Here is a 16699-nt window from a genome sequence, read left to right as displayed (position 1 = left end):
CGCGCCCGCCGCGCCCGTCGCGCCGAGGAAGGCCGCCGCCGGCCGCCCATACCCGCCCGGCACCACGGTGTTGCGGATCGGCGACTGGTCGCGGCCCGTCGTGCGCGGCGACCAGGCGACCATCGACGCGTGCGAGGCGGCCGTACTGTTCGCGGGACCCGACCCGGCGCTCTCCGACGGCTACGAGATGCGGACCTCCGTCATCGTCGGCCACGACTACTGCGGCTACGACAAGCTCGCCCCGCTGCCGGTCGGCGCCCGCGTCACCCTGGACACCCCGAAGGGCACCCTGTCCTTCCACGTCTACGCCACCTACATCACCCCCGGCAGAGGCGGCCCCGACAACGGCCTCTACTGGGGGGACCTCACCCTCCAGACCTGCGTGGGCCCGGACACCGGCTTCAGCTATCTGACCCGCGACTGAACGGGCCTGACCCACCAGTGATATGACGTGCCGTCAAATCCCGGCCGCCGACGCCACATCCGCCTTCAGCGCGGCCATCACCTCGTCGGCCGTACGCCGCGCCGCGCCCAGACCGGCGGCCGAGGCGACCGGCACCACGACTTCGAGGTAGCACTTCAGCTTCGGCTCGGTACCGCTCGGCCGGACGACCACCCGCGCCGACTCGACGGCCCCGGCGCCCGCGAGGCGGTAGCGCAGCCCGTCCGTCGGCGGCAACTGCTCGCTGCCCTCGGCCAGATCGTCCGCCGACGTCACCGCGAGGCCCGCGAGCGCGGCCGGCGGCCGATCGCGCAGCCGGGCCATCGCGTCCGCGATCAGCGAGAGGTCGGCGACCCGCGCCGAGAGCTGGTCGGTGGCGTGCAGACCGTGGTCGAGCGCGATGTCGTCCAGCAGGTCGGTGAGCGTGCGGGAGTGCTGCTTGAGGGTCGCGGCCAGTTCGGCGATCAGCAGCGCCGCCGTGATGCCGTCCTTGTCGCGTACGCCCTCCGGATCGACGCAGTAGCCCAGCGCCTCCTCGTACCCGTACCGCAGGCCCTCGACGCGGGCGATCCACTTGAAGCCGGTCAGCGTGTCCCGGTACGCCAGGCCCGCGCCCGCCGCGATCCGCGACAGCAGCGACGACGAGACGATGCTCGCCGCCAACGTGTCGCGCCCGGCCACCGCCGCGCCCGTACGCACCAGGTGCACCGCGAGCAGCGCGCCCAACTCGTCGCCGCGCAGCGTCCGCCAGCCCGCGGGGGAGTCGCGGTCGGGTACGGCGACGGCGCAGCGGTCGGCGTCCGGGTCGTTGGCGATCACGACGTCGGGGCCGACGGACTGGGCGCACTTGAAGGCCAGGTCCATCGCCCCCGGTTCCTCCGGGTTCGGGAAGGCCACGGTGGGGAAGTCCGGGTCGGGCTCGGCCTGTTCCGACACGGGCGTCGGCGCGGGGAAACCGGCGCGGGAGAAGGCCGCCATCAGCGTCCGCAGCCCTACCCCGTGCATCGGCGTGTAGACCACGGACACCTCGCGCGCGCCGCCCTCGGCGACCACGCCCGCCGCGCGGGTCAGATACGCCTCCACCACGTCGGGGCCGAGCACCCGCCAACCGCCCGCCGCCAGCGGCACATCGGCCAACGCGCGCACCGCGGCGATCCGTTCGGCGATCTCCGCGTCGGCCGGGGGCACGATCTGCGAACCGTCGCCCAGATAGACCTTGTAGCCGTTGTCCTGCGGCGGATTGTGGCTCGCGGTCACCATCACTCCGGCCGCGGCGCCCAAGTGCCTGATGGCGTAGGCCAGTACGGGCGTCGGCAGCGGCGAGGGCAGCAGCGCGGCACGCAGCCCGGCGCCCACCATCACGGCCACCGTGTCGCGCGCGAAGTCGTACGACTTGTGCCGGGCGTCGTAGCCGACCACGACCAGGCCGTCCTCGACGCGCTCCCCGAGATACGCGGCCAGGCCCGCGGCGGCCCTGATCACCACCGCGCGGTTCATCCGCATCGGCCCGGCGCCCAGCTCGCCGCGCAGGCCCGCGGTGCCGAACTGGAGCGTGCCGCTGAAACGGTCCGCCAGATCCGCGAGCGCCTGCGCGCCGCGCGGGTCGGCCGGGCCCGCCTGCGCGGCCTCCAGGACGCCCGCCAGCTCCTGACGGGTGTCCGGGTCCGGGTCCTCCGCCAGCCACTGGCGCGCGCGCTCCACCAGCTCACGCCCGCCGTTTCCGCCCGCCATGCGCTCTCCGTTCCACGTGGGTCCGGGCCGCGCGGGCCCGCCCCTCCAGCCGATGCCGCCGCGCGGGGCGGCAGGGCCGGTCTTCACCGGCAGGGTCAGTTTTACGTACTGCCCCGCCCGTCCACCCGGCTTTACGCGCCCGCGGGCTCCCCGTGCCTACAGGCGACCGAGGACGCGCCCGAGCAGCGAACCCATCCGGGTCGCGGACTCGCGGCCCGCCTCCAGCACTTCCTCGTGGTTGAGCGGCGCGCCCGTCATGCCCGCGGCCAGGTTCGTGACCAGCGAGATGCCCAGCACCTCGGCGCCGGCCTCGCGGGCCGCGATGGCCTCCAGCGTGGTCGACATCCCGACCAGGTCGCCGCCGATCGCCCGTACCATCCCGATCTCCGCCGGGGTCTCGTAGTGCGGCCCGGGAAGCTGGACGTAGACGCCCTCCTCCAGGGTCGGGTCGATCTCCCGGCACAGCGTCCGCAGCCGCGGCGCGTACAGGTCGGTGAGGTCGACGAAATTCGCGCCCACTATCGGCGAGGTCGCCGTCATGTTGATGTGGTCGCTGATCAGCACCGGCTGGCCCGGCAGGTAACCGGGGCGCAGGCCGCCGCAGCCGTTGGTGAGCACGACCGTCTTGCAGCCGGCCGCCACCGCCGTGCGCACTCCGTGCACGACGCTGGAGACGCCGCGGCCCTCGTACAGATGCGTACGGCCCAGGAAGACCAGGGCGCGGACTCCGCCGATCCGCACGGAGCGGAGTTTGCCCGAGTGGCCCTCCACCGCCGGGGCCGGGAAGCCCGGCAGGTCGGTGATCGACAGCTCACAGTCCGCCACGCCCAGCTCGTCGGCCGCGGGCACCCAGCCCGAGCCCATCACCAGGGCGACGTCGTGGGTCTCGGCGCCGGTCAGCTCGCGCAGGCGGGCGGCGGCGGCGTCGGCCGCGGCGTAGGGGTCGGCATTCACAGAAGCGTTCACGCGCATGAGGGTAACCTGTCTCGGCCTACGCGCGTAGACGGTGCCCTGGGCTTACGAAGGACGGCTCCCCCGATGGGGGCCCCCTTTTTCCCGCCCGCCCGCCCGTGCGGGTGTGTTGTTCGTCTGCGGGTGCCGCTTGTGCCTGGTCGGTCCCGGTCCGGGGTACCTCCTCGAAATGCGGCTGCCTGCCCTTTGCTGATTCGGCACCCTTCCTGTCACCGCATTTCTGCGGGGGCACCCCGCCCCGTCCCCTCCGGTCCATCGGCGTCCGCCTGTCCGGTGGGGGTTGCCGAGGTGGGGGGTGGGTGGGTTTGGGTACGTCGGCGTCCGCCTGTCCGTAGATGGCCGGGGAGGGTGTCAAAGACCGCGAGTGCGCCCCGAGCATCCTCCGCCCACCCGGTGCCCGAGCCCACCCAGCGGACGCCGACGTACGGGCTGGCCCACCCCCCTCCCGGCCGCCCCCCCACCGGCAGCCGGACGCCGAGGTGCCCGAGCCCGCCCACCCCCACCGGCAGTCGGGCGCCGACGTACGCTGGCCCACCCTCTCCCGGCCGCCCCCCACCGGACCGTCGGACGCCGAGGTGCCCGAGCCTGCCTCCCGGCGGCCCCGGTTGGACGGCCGGGTGGCGCAGGGCCCGGCCCCCATCCGCCCCCCACATGGACAGGCGGACGCCGACGTACCCAAACCCACCCACCCCCCCCCCTCCCGCCTACCCCGGCTGGACGGCCGGGTGGCGCAGGGCCCGGTCCCCACCCACCCCCCTCCGCCACCCCCACCGGACAGGCGGACGCCGACGGGCCCGGAGGGGACGGGGCGGGGTGCCCCCGCAGAAATACGTTGACAGGAACGTCGCCGGATTCGCGGGGCCAGGTGTTACGGATTTCGAGGAGGTACCCCGGGCCGGGACCGACCAGGCACAAGCGGCACCCGCAGACGGAGAAAGCACCCGCACGGGTGGGCGGGCGGGGAAAGACAAGGCGCCGCAGGCGCTAGCAGGGCCTCTTGCGCAAGGACATGACGTAGTCGTGGGGAGCGCCAGCAGACTCGGCGGCGTCGGCCACCTCGCCGAGATAGCGAGCGGACGGCAGCCCGCCCTCGTAGTCGTTGAGAACGTAGAGCCAGGACGCGACCTCCCCGTCGAGCGTGTGAACGCGCACGGTGGTGCGCCGGTAGAGGCCCAGCGGCACGCCCTCCCAGCGATCGAGCGACTCCTCGTCAACGGGCGCGATGTCGTAGAGGCCGACGAAAACCTGGCTGTCCTGGTCCTCCACGAGAGTGGCCAGCGCGCCCTCCCACCCCATCTGTTCGCCGCCGAAGGTGAGCCGCCAGCCGTCGAGCCAGCCGGTGCCGCGCAGGGGGGAGTGCGGGGCGCGGCGGATCATCAGCCGCGCGTCGAGGTTGCTGGCGTAGGCGGCGTAGAGCGACATGACCACGAGAGTACGGGAGCACGCGGGCGCGACGGCCGCACGCCGTTTCGGGGTGTTCTGACGGCGGGCGACGGCGCGCGACGGCGCCCGGACCGGACAAGCGTGCCCCCTGGCGGAGAACACTTGGCGCGTGCGGGACAATGGGGTACGTGACAAGGATCGTGATCATCGGAGGCGGACCCGGCGGCTACGAAGCTGCCCTGGTGGCGGCGCAGCTCGGCGCGGAGGTGACCGTCGTGGACTGCGACGGTCTGGGCGGGGCGTCGGTGCTGACCGACTGCGTACCGTCCAAGACCCTCATCGCCACCGCCGAGGTGATGACGACGTTCGATTCGTCGTACGAGGAACTCGGCATCATCGTCGCCGACGACACCCCGCCGCTGGAGCGCGCGGCGCGCGTCGTCGGGGTGGACCTCGGCAAGGTCAACCGGCGCGTGAAGCGCCTGGCGCTCGCGCAGTCGCACGACATCACCGCGTCCGTGACGCGGGCCGGCGCCCGGGTGATGCGCGGGCGGGGGCGGCTCGACGGCTGTCAGACCGCCGCCGACGGCAGCCGCTGCGTGGTGGTCGAGGCCGCGGACGGCACGACCGAGCGGCTGACCGCCGACGCGGTGCTCGTGGCGACCGGCGCGCGCCCGCGCGAACTGGAGGACGCGCTGCCCGACGGCGAGCGCATCCTCAACTGGACGCAGGTCTACGACCTGGACGAGCTGCCCGAGGAACTGATCGTGGTCGGCTCCGGCGTGACCGGCGCGGAGTTCGCGGGCGCGTACCAGGCGCTCGGCTCGACGGTGACGCTCGTGTCGTCCCGCGACCGGGTGCTGCCCGGCGAGGACCCGGACGCCGCCGCCGTACTGGAGGACGTCTTCCGGCGCCGCGGCATGAACGTCATGGCCCGCTCCCGCGCCCAGTCGGTCAAACGCATCGGCGACCGGGTCGAGGTCGCCCTGGCCGACGGCCGGGTGATCACCGGCACGCACTGCCTGATGGCGGTCGGCGCGATCCCGAACACCTCGGGCATGGGCCTGGAGGAGTCGGGTGTGAAGCTGACCGACTCCGGTCACATCTGGACCGACAAGGTGTCGCGGACGAGCGCGCCCGGCGTGTACGCGGCCGGTGACGTGACCGGGATCTTCGCGCTCGCGTCGGTCGCGGCCATGCAGGGCCGGATCGCGATGTACCACTTCCTCGGCGACGCGGTGGCCCCGCTCAACCTCAAGACGGTCTCCTCGAACGTCTTCACCGACCCGGAGATCGCCACCGTCGGCTACACGCAGGCCGACGTGGACAACAAGCGGATCGTCGCCAATGTCGTCAAGCTGCCGCTGCTGCGCAATCCGCGGGCCAAGATGCAGGGCATCAGGGACGGCTTCGTGAAGCTGTTCTGCCGTCCCGGCACGGGCATCGTGGTCGGGGGAGTGGTGGTGGCGCCCAAGGCCAGCGAGCTGATCCATCCCATCTCGATCGCCGTCGACAACAATCTGACGGTCGAGCAGATCGCCAACGCCTTCACCGTGTACCCGTCGCTGTCCGGTTCGGTGGCCGAGGTGGCACGGCAGTTGCACACCCGCAAGGCGGCCGAGGCGGATCTGGGCTGACGGCCCCTCGCGTCATCCGCAAAGGCGCCGCTCGCGTCATCCGGAAAGGCGCCGTTTGCGAACGCACGGTCGGCGTATAGCACTTGCCGGTCTCTTTTGTGCACGACTTCCGTCATCTGGTGCAAAGTGCTGAAAGGCGACGGACGTTGGCGTTACTGTCGGTTCCGTGTTCGCTGCAGAACGTCGCCAATTGATCCTCGAAATGGTGCGGGCGAACGGGGCGGTCTCGCTCCGTGAACTCGCCCGTGTCGTCCAGACCTCAGAAGTGACCGTGCGCCGGGACGTGCGGGCGTTGGAGGCCGAAGGACTGCTGGACCGCCGGCACGGCGGTGCGGTCCTGCCCGGTGGCTTCACCAGGGAGTCCGGTTTCCCGCAGAAATCCCATCTAGCGACCGCGGAGAAGTCGGCCATCGCCGAACTCGCCGCCGATCTCGTGGACGAGGGCGAGGCCATCGTCGTCGGCGCGGGGACCACCACGCAGGAGCTGGCCCGTCGGCTCGCGCGGGTGCCGGGACTGACCGTGGTCACCAACTCCCTGCTGGTGGCACAGGCGTTGGCGCACGCCAACCGGGTCGAGGTAGTGATGACCGGCGGCACGCTGCGCGGGTCGAACTACGGCCTGGTGGGCAGCGGTGCCGAGCAGTCCCTCCAGGGCCTGCGGGTATCCCGCGCCTTCCTTTCCGGCGCGGGCCTGACCGCCGAACGCGGCCTGTCCACGTCCAACATGCTCTCCGCGAGCGTGGACCGGGCGCTGGTGCAGTCCGCCGCCGAGGTCGTCGTCCTCGCCGACCACACCAAGCTCGGCGCCGACACGATGTTCCAGACCGTGCCCACCGACCTCATCACCCACCTGGTCACCGACGAGCCGCCCGGCGGCGACGAGCGGGCCGGTACCGAACTCCAGGCGCTCGCCGACCGCGGCGTGCAGATCACCGTGGCGCCGCTGACCGGCGCGGACGCCATCGCCGCCGGACGTCCGCGCCACGACCAGCCCCTGCCGGGACCCCGGCGGCCCCAGCCCCTGCGCAGCGCCCAGCCGCTGCCCGGCGGCGGCCAATCGCTGGCCGGCGGCGGCACCGAGCCCACCCCGCGGCTGGCGGACGTCCGCCGCCGCTAGGGCTCCCCGCTCACCGGGGCTCTGCGCTACCGGAGCCCTCCCGCAGGCTCGGCGGCCTGAGATTCCTACGCCGGCCCCGCGGCCGTCTCCCTCACGGCCCCGCGGCCGGTGTCCTTCGCGGTCCCGCAACCGGTGCCCTGCCGGGTTCGCAGGCCGTCCAGGGTCAGCGTCATCAGGCGGGCGAACAGCCCCTTGTCCTCACGGTTGTTCTCCGCGGTCAGCACGATCGCGTTGATCAGCTTGAGCAGGTCGGACATGGTGGCGTCCGGCCTGATCTCGCCCGCGTCCTGCGCGCGCCGCAGCAGCGCCTCGCCCGACGAGCGCAGCAGCGCCTTGCACGCGGGCATCTTCGCGTCCGGCGCGGACATGATGGCCTTGGCGAGGCCGCGGTAAGCGGTGGAGTGCACGGCGACCGCGTAGAGCCACTTGGTGAGCGCGTCGACCGGGTCCTGCTCCTCCAGCAGCTCCTGCGCGCGAGCGTTGAGCTTCACCAGCTCCCGCTCGAAGACGGTGTTCATCAGCGTGTAGCGGTCCGGGAAGTGGCGGTACAGCGTGCCGATGCCCACCCCGGCCTGGCGCGCGATGTCCTCCAGGGCGACGTCGGTGCCGTGCACGAAGAATGCCTGGGTGGCCTCTTCCAGCAGCCGGTCGTAATTGCGCTGCGCGTCTGCCCGCATGACGTCATGCCTCCTGAAGTGCCGGTCCTCACGGCTCGCCCGTGCCCGCGGCGCGCCCACGTCCACGTCCACGGCTGACCCACGCCCACGCCACCGTGCCCGCGGCTCGCGGCTCGCCGGAACCCATCGTTCGTCAAAGCCCGCCCAAAAGCGATTGTAGAACCGGAGGCTGTCTCCGTATAGTTAACGGAGGAACCCTCCGTTTATTGCTCTCCGCTGGAGGCTTACTCAGCATGTCCACACCCACAGTGCGCGCGCTCTCCACCACGCCCCGCACTCCGTCCCCCGCCCGCGGGCGCCCGTCCATCGCCCTCGTGGCCATCGTCGGCACGCAGCTCATGCTGCTGCTCGACGCCACCGTGGTGAATGTCGCCCTGCCGGGCATCGGCACCCATCTCGGCTTCTCGCCCACCGGCATGTCCTGGGTGCTGAACGTCTACACGCTGGCCTTCGGCGGTCTCCTGCTGCTCGGCAGCCGGATAGGCGACCTGATCGGCCGCCGCACGGCGCTGATGTGGGGCGTCGGCGCCTTCACCCTCGCCTCCGTCGCCGGCGGCGTCGCCAACGACTCCACCACCTTGCTCATCGCCCGCGGCCTGCAAGGCGCCGCCGCCGCGCTGGCCGCGCCCAGCACCCTGGCGCTGATCGCCACCTCGTTCTCCGAGGGCGCGGAACGCAACCGCGCGCTGAGCGTCTTCTCCGCGATCTCCGGCGCCGGTTCCGCGATCGGCCTCACCGTCGGCGGCATGCTCACCGACTGGGGCTCCTGGCGCTGGGTCTTCTTCGTCAACGTCCCCGTGGGCCTGGCCATCGTGCTGCTCGCCCCGCGCTACATCAAGGAGACCGAGCGGCACCCCGGCGGCCGGTTCGACGTCGCGGGCGCCCTGACCGGCACCCTCGGCATGGCCTCCCTGGTCTACGCCTTCATCCGCGTCGGCGAGAGCCACTGGACCGACTCCCGCGCCCTGACCAGCTTCGTCATCGCCGCCGCCCTGCTCGTGTCGTTCCTGATCAACGAGACCCGCGTCGAGCGCCCGCTGGTCGTGCTGCGGCTCTTCCTGGACCGCAACCGCGCGCTGGCGTACGGGATCATGCTGCTCGTCCCCGCCGGGATGTTCGGGGTGTTCTACTTCTCCACCCAGTACCTCCAGACGTATCTGCACTACAGCCCGCTGCGGACCGGCTTCGCGTTCCTGCCGCTGGCCGGACCGCTGTTCGTCGCCGCCCGCATCGCCCCGCGCGCCCTCGCCCGCTTCGGCGCCAAGCGCGTCGCCGCCACCGGCGGCCTGTTCAACGTCGGCGGCACGGTCTGGCTCTCCACGCTCAACGCGTCCGACGGGTACGCGGGCGGCATCCTCGGCCCGCTGATCCTGATCGGTGTCGGCGTCGGCTTCACGATGATGCCGCTCAACACGTTCATCCTCTCCGGCGTCGAGCCGAAGGAGGCCGGCTCCGCGTCCGGGCTGCTCCAGACGATGCAGCAGGTCGGCGGCAGCCTCGGACTGTCCATCCTGGTCACGGTGTTCGGCACCGTCTCGCGCCACGCGCACAGCGAGCCGTTCATCCACGGCGCCACCGCCGCCTTCACCGCTGCCGCGGTCTTCACGGCCCTGTCCGTCGCCCTGGTCCTGGCGCTGCGCAGCCCGAAACCGGTGTCCCTGCGCTGACGCGTTGAACAGGTGGACGGTGCCGTTTCGACCGGTGCCGTTTCGACCGGTGCCGAGTCGACGGTACGGAGTCGACGGTACGGAGCCGCGCGCGGTCATCGGCGCGCGAACGCCGGTGGGGCCGGTCGTCGTGACCGGCCCCACCGGCGTGTCGTACGTACGGCCGCCGCCGTACCACCGCCTTCGTGCGTGCTGTGGCGTCAGTCCTTGATCTCGCAGATGACGGCGCCGGAGGAGACGGAGGTGCCGACTTCGGCCTTGAGGCCGATGACGGTGCCCGACCGGTGGGCGTTCAGGGGCTGTTCCATCTTCATGGCCTCCAGGACCACGATCAGATCGCCCGCGGTGACCTGCTGGCCCTCCTCGACCGCGACCTTCACGATGGTGCCCTGCATCGGCGACGGCAGCGCGTCGCCCGACACCGCCGCGCCCGCCTTCGCCGCCGTCCGCCGCTTGGGCTTGGCACCCCCCGCAGCAGCCGTCCGCGCCAGCGTCATCCCGAGCGACGCGGGCAGCGACACCTCCAGGCGCTTGCCGCCGACCTCCACGACCACGGTCTCGCGGCCCGGGGCGTCGTCCTCGTCCACGACCGCGCCGACGAACGCCGGGATCGTGTTGTCGAACTCCGTCTCGATCCACCGCGTGTGGATGGTGAACGGGCTGCCGTCGGTCGGTGCGAACGCCGGGTCGGTGACGACCGCGCGGTGGAAGGGGATCGCGGTCGCCATCCCCTCCACCTCGAACTCGCCCAGCGCCCGCGCGGCACGCTGCAACGCCTGCTCACGGGTGGCGCCGGTCACGATCAGCTTGGCCAGCAGCGAGTCCCACGCCGGACCGATCACCGACCCGGACTCCACACCGGCATCCAGGCGTACGCCCGGTCCGGTCGGCGCGTCGAAGCGGGTCACCGTGCCCGGCGCGGGCAGGAAACCCCGGCCCGGGTCCTCACCGTTGATCCGGAACTCCACCGAATGACCCCGCAGCGGCGGGTCGTCGTAACCCAGCGCCTCACCGTCGGCGATCCGGAACATCTCCCGGACCAGGTCGATCCCCGAGACCTCCTCGGTGACCGGGTGCTCCACCTGGAGCCGGGTGTTGACCTCCAGGAACGAGATCGTGCCGTCCTGGCCCACCAGGAACTCACACGTGCCCGCACCGACGTACCCCGCCTCACGCAGGATCGCCTTCGACGCGCTGTAGAGCTGGTCGACCTGGGCCTGCGACAGGTAAGGGGCCGGGGCCTCCTCCACCAGCTTCTGGTGACGCCGCTGCAAAGAGCAGTCACGGGTGGAGACCACCACCACATTGCCGTGCGTGTCGGCCAGGCACTGCGTCTCCACATGCCGCGGGCGGTCCAGGTAGCGCTCGACGAAGCACTCCCCGCGGCCGAACGCCGCGACCGCCTCACGCACCGCGGAGTCGTACAGCTCCGGGACCTCCTCCAGCGTGCGGGCGACCTTCAGCCCCCGCCCGCCGCCGCCGAACGCCGCCTTGATCGCGATCGGCAGCCCGTGCTCCCGCGCGAACGCCACGACCTCGTCGGCGCCCGAGACCGGGTCAGCGGTGCCCGCGACCAGCGGGGCGCCCGCACGCTGCGCGATATGCCGCGCCGCGACCTTGTCGCCCAGATCCCGGATCGCCTGCGGCGGCGGACCGATCCACGTCAGACCCGCGTCCAGGACCGCCTGCGCGAACTCCGCGTTCTCCGACAGGAATCCGTACCCCGGATGGACCGCGTCCGCACCCGACTCCGCCGCGGCGGCCAGCACCCTGGCGACGTCCAGATAACTGGTCGCCGGAGTGTCACCGCCCAGCGCGTACGCCTCATCCGCCACCCGGACATGCACAGCGTCCCGGTCCGGATCGGCGTACACCGCCACACTCGCGATCCCCGCATCCCGGCAGGCACGGGCAACGCGGACAGCAATTTCACCGCGGTTCGCGATGAGCACCTTGCGCACGATGGCTCCCTCCTTGAAACAAGCCGAGTTTAGGTACTGGCCACACTTGGTGCCGAGGCACCCCTGCACGTGAGCTTCCCCACACGGAGGGTGATCCATGGGCATGGAGAACCCGTGAACGCCTGCTCAGTCCACGGTAAGGCCCCGCTCGGGCCGATGTCCCGCACTCATCGGTGTGGGGGAGATCTCCCTGTAAGTCTGCGAAGAGACCTGACGTTCTTTTGTGGAAACCCTACGAATAGCGAGCGGAATCTTTGCCGTCGGTGTTTCCGGACCGGCCGCCGGTGTCCCCGAACGAGTGGGGTGACGTTCCGGATCGCGCGCCCCGGACTCCCCGTACGGGTGGAACGACCGGGGTGGCCAGACCCCTTGCCGCCGGTTGTACCGGTGAGTAGCCTGCGACAGGCGGGGGTACCAGCGGTAACCGGGCCCCGGACGACGGCCGAAGGGGACAGTGTGCGCAGAGGTATAGCCGTCGGCACCGCCGTGGTCCTTGTTCTCGAAGCCCTCACCATCGCCTTCGTGAACTGGATACTCGGCCTCGCCGTACGCCATCAGTCCATGTCGCTCGCCGGTCTCGACTCCGACGCCATGGCCATCGGATCGTGGGTGGGCGGCGCGCTGTTCGGCCTCTTCCTCATCCTGTGCGCGGTGCTCGTCGTACGGATAGTGCGCCGCGACGAGATGACCGGCCGGGCCGCCAGGATCGTGCTCATCGTCTGCGCTGTGGTGCACGGCGTGGTCGGCGCGCTGGTCGTCGGCCTGATCGGCTGGTACGCGTTCGTGGTGATGATGGTGATACTGGGCGGCCTCGTCGCCACGCTGCTGATGTACGCGCCGGAGGACCGGCCGCGGGAGGCGGCCGAGAGCGGGACCGCGAACGGCAACGGCGGCGAACTCCCCCCGCCCGCCACGGCCTGAGCGCCCACCCGGACCCCGACAGGCTCTCAGACCCACAGATCGGTGATCCGTACACCCAACTCGGCCAGCAGCCGTCGCAGCAGCGGCAGGGACAGGCCGATCACATTGCCCGCGTTGCCCTCGATGTCCTCCACGAAGGGCGCGGAGCGGCCGTTGAGCGTGAACGCGCCCGCCACGTACAGCGGTTCACCGCTCGCCACATAGGCGGCGACCTCTTCGTCGTCCGGCGTCCCGAACCGTACGGTCGTGGACGCGGTCTCCGAGACCTGCTTGCCGCTCGTCGTGTCGATCACGCAGTGCCCGGTCCGCAGCACCCCGCTGCGCCCGCGCATCGCCTGCCAGCGCGCCACCGCCTCGGCCGCGTCCTTGGGCTTGCCCAGCGCCTCGCCGTCGAGTTCGAGTACGGAGTCGCAGCCGATCACCAGCTCGCCGCCGTCGAGCGCGCCGCTCCCCACGACCGCGTTGGCCTTCGCCTCGGCCAGCACGCGGGCCAGTTCGGCGGGCGTGGCGGCCGTGATCGCGTCCTCGTCGACACCGCTGACGATCACGCGCGGGTCGAGGCCCGCCAGTTTCAGCAGCCCGAGCCGGGCGGGGGAGGCGGACGCGAGGACAAGGGTTCTGGAGCTGCTCATCGGCCCATCGTAGGCACTGACACCCGTACGGGGGACGCCGGTTCAGGACGCGGGTTCACGGCCGCGTCCCGGGCGGCGGCCCGGCGGCCCGGCGGTGCCGGTACGGGTACGGGTGCGGTTGCGGGCAGACCCCGACTCGGGCGGCTCCCGATCCGCCGGTCACGATCTCCAGGTCGCCACCAGCATGACCACGGCGGCTGCCAGCGCGATCACCAGCATCGCGCGGCGCAGCATCGCCTGCGCCTTGCGCATCTCCTCCGGCGGCTCGTCCCGCGGGTCCGACCACAACATGTCTCCAGGGTTGCGCCCCGGCGAACCGGAGCGCCTGAGTACGGATACTCAGGATCACCGTGTTACTGGTGTGACTTCCGCCGCCCGGTCCGACATCCCCGCCCGGTCCGACATCCCCGCCCGGTCCGACGTTCCCGCCCGGTCCGACATTCCGCTCACGCCGGCCAGGCCGACGCCCGCCACGCGCCGGGCCCCGGCGTCGGTACGCCGCGCGGCACGTTGCGCGCCGGGTCGGCCCAGCCGTCCAGCGGCGCCGGGCCGTCGGCGCTCTTCCCGGCCGCCGCGGCCCGTGCCTGGACGAGGGCGACGACGGCCGCCAGTTCCTCGGGGGTCGGGCTGCCCCGCTCCACCTTGATCACCATGAGCGCTCTCCTCCTCGGCTCGCGGGTCCCTGCCCTGCGGGTCCGGCGGGTCCTCGCCCCCCGGGCCCCGCACGGTCCGGCTACAGCGGGATGTTGCCGTGCTTCTTCGGCGGCAGGCTCTCCCGCTTGTTGCGCAGCGTCCGCAGCGCCTTCACGAGCTGCGCGCGGGTCTTCGAGGGCGCGATGACCGCGTCCACGTAGCCGCGCTCGGCGGCGATGTACGGATTCAGCAGCGTGTCCTCGTAGTCCGCGATGAGCCGCGCCCGCAGCTCCTCCGCCTCTTCCGGGGTGGCCGCCTCCGCCAGCGTGCGGCGGTGCAGGATGTTGACGGCGCCCTGCGCGCCCATCACCGCGATCTGGGCCGTGGGCCAGGCCAGGTTCAGGTCCGCGCCCAGGTGCTTGGAGCCCATCACGTCGTACGCGCCGCCGTACGCCTTACGGGTGATGATCGTGATCAGGGGAACTGTGGCCTCGGCGTACGCGTAGATCAGTTTGGCACCGCGGCGGATGATGCCGTCCCACTCCTGACTGGTGCCGGGGAGAAAACCGGGAACGTCGACGAAAGTGACCACGGGGATGTTGAAGCTGTCGCAGGTCCGCACGAAACGCGCCGCCTTCTCGGAGGCGTTGATGTCCAGACAGCCCGCGAATTGCAGCGGCTGGTTGGCGACCACACCCACAGGACGGCCTTCGATACGGCCGAGACCGGTGAGGATGTTCGGCGCGAACAGCGCCTGGGTCTCCAGGAATTCGCCGTCGTCCAGGACGTGCTCGATCACCTTGTGCATGTCGTACGGCTGATTCGCCGAGTCCGGGATCAGCGTGTCCAGTTCGAGGTCCTCGTCCGTGACGGCGAGATCCGTCTCGGCGGCGAAGGACGGCGCCTCCTGGAGGTTGTTGCTCGGCAGGTACGACAGCAGCGCCTTGACGTACTCGAAGGCGTCCTTCTCGTCACCGGCCAGGTGATGCGCGTTCCCCGACGTCGAGTTGTGGGTACGGGCGCCGCCCAGCTCCTCCATGCCGACGTCCTCGCCGGTCACGGTCTTGATCACATCGGGACCCGTGATGAACATGTGCGAGGTCTGGTCGACCATCACCACGAAGTCGGTGATCGCGGGGGAGTACACCGCGCCGCCCGCGCACGGGCCCATGATCAGGCTGATCTGCGGGATCACCCCGGAGGCGTGGGTGTTGCGGCGGAAGATCTCGCCGTACATGCCGAGCGAGGTCACGCCCTCCTGGATGCGGGCGCCGCCGGAGTCGTTGATGCCGATCACCGGGCAGCCGGTCTTCAGCGCGAAGTCCATCACCTTGACGATCTTCTCGCCGTAGACCTCGCCCAGCGCGCCGCCGAAGACCGTGAAGTCCTGCGAGAACACCGCGACCGGGCGGCCCTCGACGGTGCCGTAGCCGGTGACGACACCGTCGCCGTACGGCCGGTTGCTCTCCAGGCCGAAGTTGGTCGAGCGGTGCCGCGCCAGCTCGTCCAGCTCGGTGAACGACCCCTCGTCCAGGAGCAGTTCGATCCGCTCGCGGGCCGTGCCCTTGCCCTTGGCGTGCTGCTTCTCCACCGCGCGCCCGGAGCCCGCGTGCGTCGCCTCCTCGATACGGCGGCGCAGGTCCGCGAGCTTGCCCGCGGTGGTGTGGATGTCGTGTTCCTGCTCGGACTCCTGCTCGGACATGGAGGCGGCTCTCCTGCTCTCGGCGGGACTTTGATGACTGGCCAGTAACGCTGTTCCGTAGCGTAGTGGCGACTCTGGGGTACGAGCAGTGCGGCGTTGGACACACTCCCGTACCCGCCTCGTAGGGTGAGGACATGACGCCCAGCCGCTGGTCCGACCTGGAACGACCGCCGCTCAACGCCGCCGCGCTGCGGCGCGCGGTGGTCACCCCCGACGCGCTGTGGACCGCGCTGGACGTGGTGGACGCCACCGGTTCCACCAACAGCGACCTGGCCGCCCGCGCCGCGCGGGGCGCCCCCGAGGGGGCGGTGCTCGTGGCCGAGGAGCAGACCGCGGGCCGCGGACGGCTGGACCGCCGCTGGTCGGCGCCGCCGCGCTCCGGGCTCTTCTTCTCGGTACTGCTCCGACCGGGTGGCGCCATGGCCGCCCGTACCGCGTCCGACGGCACGCCGCTCCCGGCGCACGGTCCGGTGCCGGTGCACCGCTGGGGCTGGCTGCCGCTGCTCGCCGGGGTCGCCACCGCCACCGCCCTGTCGCGGGCCGCGGGCGTCGACACGGCACTCAAGTGGCCCAACGACCTGCTGGTCACCGTGGACGGCGAGGAACGCAAGGCGGGCGGCATCCTCGCCGAGCGCGCGGGCGGTGGGGGCACCGCCCGGACGGACTCCGGGGGAGGCGTCGTCATCGGCATCGGCCTCAATGTGTCGCTGCGCGCCGCCGAACTGCCCGTCCCCACCGCCGCGTCGCTCGCCCTGGCCGGGGCCAAGGGCACCGACCGCGATCCGCTGCTGCGGGCCGTCCTGCGCTCGCTGGCCGACTGGTACGGCGCCTGGCGCGCGGAGGACGGCGACCCCGCCGCGTCCCGGCTCCAGCAGACCTACGCGGCGGGCTGCGCCACGCTCGGCCGGGAGGTCCGCGCGGAGCTGCCGGGCGGCAAGGAGCTGGCCGGTACCGCGGTCGGGATCGACGGTGACGGCCGCCTGGTGATCGCCACGCCGGACGGCGCCGAGCAGCCGGTCGCCGCGGGCGATGTCGTCCACCTCAGGCCCGCGCGCTGACGCGGCGGGACGCCGTCGCGGAAAGCGGCTCGCGCGCCGTTATGTTTCGCGCCACGGGTGTCTCACGGGCGCCCCTGGTGAGAGTGAGCCACGGCACACCTGCCGTATCGTTGAGGGGCTGCGTCGTCTCGATGATCGGAAGGGCTGTGCGCAGGGATTCCTCAAG

15 protein-coding genes are annotated in these 16699 nt (G+C 71.9%); 6 read left to right on the top strand and 9 right to left on the bottom strand.

Annotation, left to right across the window (positions count from 1 at the left end):
* A partial coding sequence (locus BGM09_RS08895) for a hypothetical protein (RefSeq protein WP_188280919.1) occupies positions 1-424 on the top strand: 424 nt, incomplete at its 5' end.
* Between the two features lie 33 nt (positions 425-457).
* On the opposite strand, the gene BGM09_RS08890 is transcribed toward BGM09_RS08895, so the two are convergent.
* The 3 genes from BGM09_RS08890 to BGM09_RS08880 all read right to left on the bottom strand — a co-directional run bounded on the left by BGM09_RS08890 (position 458) and on the right by BGM09_RS08880 (position 4567).
* Complete coding sequence (locus BGM09_RS08890) at positions 458-2173, bottom strand: phospho-sugar mutase (RefSeq protein ID WP_188280918.1); 1716 nt, start codon at positions 2171-2173, stop codon at positions 458-460.
* A 156-nt stretch (positions 2174-2329) separates the two neighbouring features.
* The gene (locus BGM09_RS08885) at positions 2330-3145 is read right to left on the bottom strand and encodes a purine-nucleoside phosphorylase (RefSeq protein WP_188280917.1); all 816 of its coding nucleotides are present in this window, start codon (positions 3143-3145) and stop codon (positions 2330-2332) included.
* A gap of 984 nt (positions 3146-4129) precedes the next feature.
* Complete coding sequence (locus BGM09_RS08880; RefSeq protein WP_188280916.1) at positions 4130-4567, bottom strand: gamma-glutamylcyclotransferase; 438 nt, start codon at positions 4565-4567, stop codon at positions 4130-4132.
* 140 nt (positions 4568-4707) lie between these two features.
* Here BGM09_RS08880 and BGM09_RS08875 point away from each other — a divergent pair, with 140 nt between their 5' ends.
* Together BGM09_RS08875 and BGM09_RS08870 are read left to right on the top strand one after the other, a co-directional pair.
* Positions 4708-6165 carry an NAD(P)H-quinone dehydrogenase gene (locus tag BGM09_RS08875; RefSeq protein WP_188280915.1) on the top strand — a complete coding sequence of 486 codons (1458 nt, stop codon included), beginning with the start codon at positions 4708-4710 and terminating at the stop codon, positions 6163-6165.
* A gap of 166 nt (positions 6166-6331) precedes the next feature.
* Entirely contained in the window at positions 6332-7282 is a 951-nt protein-coding gene (locus BGM09_RS08870) for a DeoR/GlpR family DNA-binding transcription regulator (RefSeq protein ID WP_317452600.1), read from the top strand.
* A gap of 65 nt (positions 7283-7347) precedes the next feature.
* Here BGM09_RS08870 and BGM09_RS08865 read toward each other — a convergent pair whose 3' ends face one another.
* A complete protein-coding gene (locus BGM09_RS08865) occupies positions 7348-7959 on the bottom strand; it encodes a TetR/AcrR family transcriptional regulator (RefSeq protein ID WP_188280914.1) in 612 nt (203 codons plus the stop codon).
* A 233-nt stretch (positions 7960-8192) separates the two neighbouring features.
* Here BGM09_RS08865 and BGM09_RS08860 point away from each other — a divergent pair, with 233 nt between their 5' ends.
* Positions 8193-9626 (top strand): MFS transporter, encoded by a 1434-nt coding sequence (locus tag BGM09_RS08860; protein ID WP_188280913.1) that lies wholly within the window; start codon positions 8193-8195, stop codon positions 9624-9626.
* Positions 9627-9826: 200 nt separating this feature from the next.
* Here BGM09_RS08860 and BGM09_RS08855 read toward each other — a convergent pair whose 3' ends face one another.
* A complete protein-coding gene (locus BGM09_RS08855) occupies positions 9827-11587 on the bottom strand; it encodes an acetyl/propionyl/methylcrotonyl-CoA carboxylase subunit alpha (protein ID WP_188280912.1) in 1761 nt (586 codons plus the stop codon).
* A gap of 456 nt (positions 11588-12043) precedes the next feature.
* On the opposite strand from BGM09_RS08855, the gene BGM09_RS08850 reads away from it, so the two are divergent.
* Complete coding sequence (locus BGM09_RS08850) at positions 12044-12508, top strand: hypothetical protein (protein ID WP_317452599.1); 465 nt, start codon at positions 12044-12046, stop codon at positions 12506-12508.
* Between the two features lie 26 nt (positions 12509-12534).
* On the opposite strand, the gene BGM09_RS08845 is transcribed toward BGM09_RS08850, so the two are convergent.
* From BGM09_RS08845 to BGM09_RS08835, 4 genes are all read right to left on the bottom strand, one after another.
* Positions 12535-13140, bottom strand: coding sequence for a Maf family protein (locus BGM09_RS08845; protein ID WP_188280911.1), 606 nt, complete (start codon positions 13138-13140; stop codon positions 12535-12537).
* 159 nt (positions 13141-13299) lie between these two features.
* Positions 13300-13431 (bottom strand): morphogenic membrane protein MmpB, encoded by a 132-nt coding sequence (gene mmpB, locus BGM09_RS38475; RefSeq protein WP_262928358.1) that lies wholly within the window; start codon positions 13429-13431, stop codon positions 13300-13302.
* A gap of 155 nt (positions 13432-13586) precedes the next feature.
* The gene (locus BGM09_RS08840) at positions 13587-13793 is read right to left on the bottom strand and encodes an acyl-CoA carboxylase subunit epsilon (RefSeq protein ID WP_188280910.1); all 207 of its coding nucleotides are present in this window, start codon (positions 13791-13793) and stop codon (positions 13587-13589) included.
* 80 nt (positions 13794-13873) lie between these two features.
* On the bottom strand, positions 13874-15475 hold the full coding sequence (locus BGM09_RS08835) for an acyl-CoA carboxylase subunit beta (protein WP_188280909.1): 1602 nt from the start codon (positions 15473-15475) through the stop codon (positions 13874-13876).
* Between the two features lie 134 nt (positions 15476-15609).
* Here BGM09_RS08835 and BGM09_RS08830 point away from each other — a divergent pair, with 134 nt between their 5' ends.
* On the top strand, positions 15610-16533 hold the full coding sequence (locus BGM09_RS08830) for a biotin--[acetyl-CoA-carboxylase] ligase (protein WP_188280908.1): 924 nt from the start codon (positions 15610-15612) through the stop codon (positions 16531-16533).
* The last annotated feature ends 166 nt before the right edge of the window (positions 16534-16699 follow it).

The organism is Streptomyces sp. CBMA29, assembly GCF_014596445.1.
Classification (GTDB): domain Bacteria; phylum Actinomycetota; class Actinomycetes; order Streptomycetales; family Streptomycetaceae; genus Actinacidiphila.
Note: the sequence above shows the minus strand (reverse complement) of the source record. Positions and strands in the feature narration are given on the sequence as shown.

Coding starts and splice junctions, on each gene's coding strand:
- BGM09_RS08860 (WP_188280913.1), top strand. CDS start 8,193: ATGTCCACACCCACAGTGCGCGCGCTCTCCACCACGCCCCGCACTCCG.
- BGM09_RS08865 (WP_188280914.1), bottom strand. CDS start 7,959: ATGCGGGCAGACGCGCAGCGCAATTACGACCGGCTGCTGGAAGAGGCC.
- mmpB (WP_262928358.1), bottom strand. CDS start 13,431: ATGTTGTGGTCGGACCCGCGGGACGAGCCGCCGGAGGAGATGCGCAAG.
- BGM09_RS08840 (WP_188280910.1), bottom strand. CDS start 13,793: ATGGTGATCAAGGTGGAGCGGGGCAGCCCGACCCCCGAGGAACTGGCG.
- BGM09_RS08875 (WP_188280915.1), top strand. CDS start 4,708: ATGGGGTACGTGACAAGGATCGTGATCATCGGAGGCGGACCCGGCGGC.
- BGM09_RS08845 (WP_188280911.1), bottom strand. CDS start 13,140: ATGAGCAGCTCCAGAACCCTTGTCCTCGCGTCCGCCTCCCCCGCCCGG.
- BGM09_RS08830 (WP_188280908.1), top strand. CDS start 15,610: ATGACGCCCAGCCGCTGGTCCGACCTGGAACGACCGCCGCTCAACGCC.
- BGM09_RS08880 (WP_188280916.1), bottom strand. CDS start 4,567: ATGTCGCTCTACGCCGCCTACGCCAGCAACCTCGACGCGCGGCTGATG.
- BGM09_RS08885 (WP_188280917.1), bottom strand. CDS start 3,145: ATGCGCGTGAACGCTTCTGTGAATGCCGACCCCTACGCCGCGGCCGAC.
- BGM09_RS08890 (WP_188280918.1), bottom strand. CDS start 2,173: ATGGCGGGCGGAAACGGCGGGCGTGAGCTGGTGGAGCGCGCGCGCCAG.
- BGM09_RS08835 (WP_188280909.1), bottom strand. CDS start 15,475: ATGTCCGAGCAGGAGTCCGAGCAGGAACACGACATCCACACCACCGCG.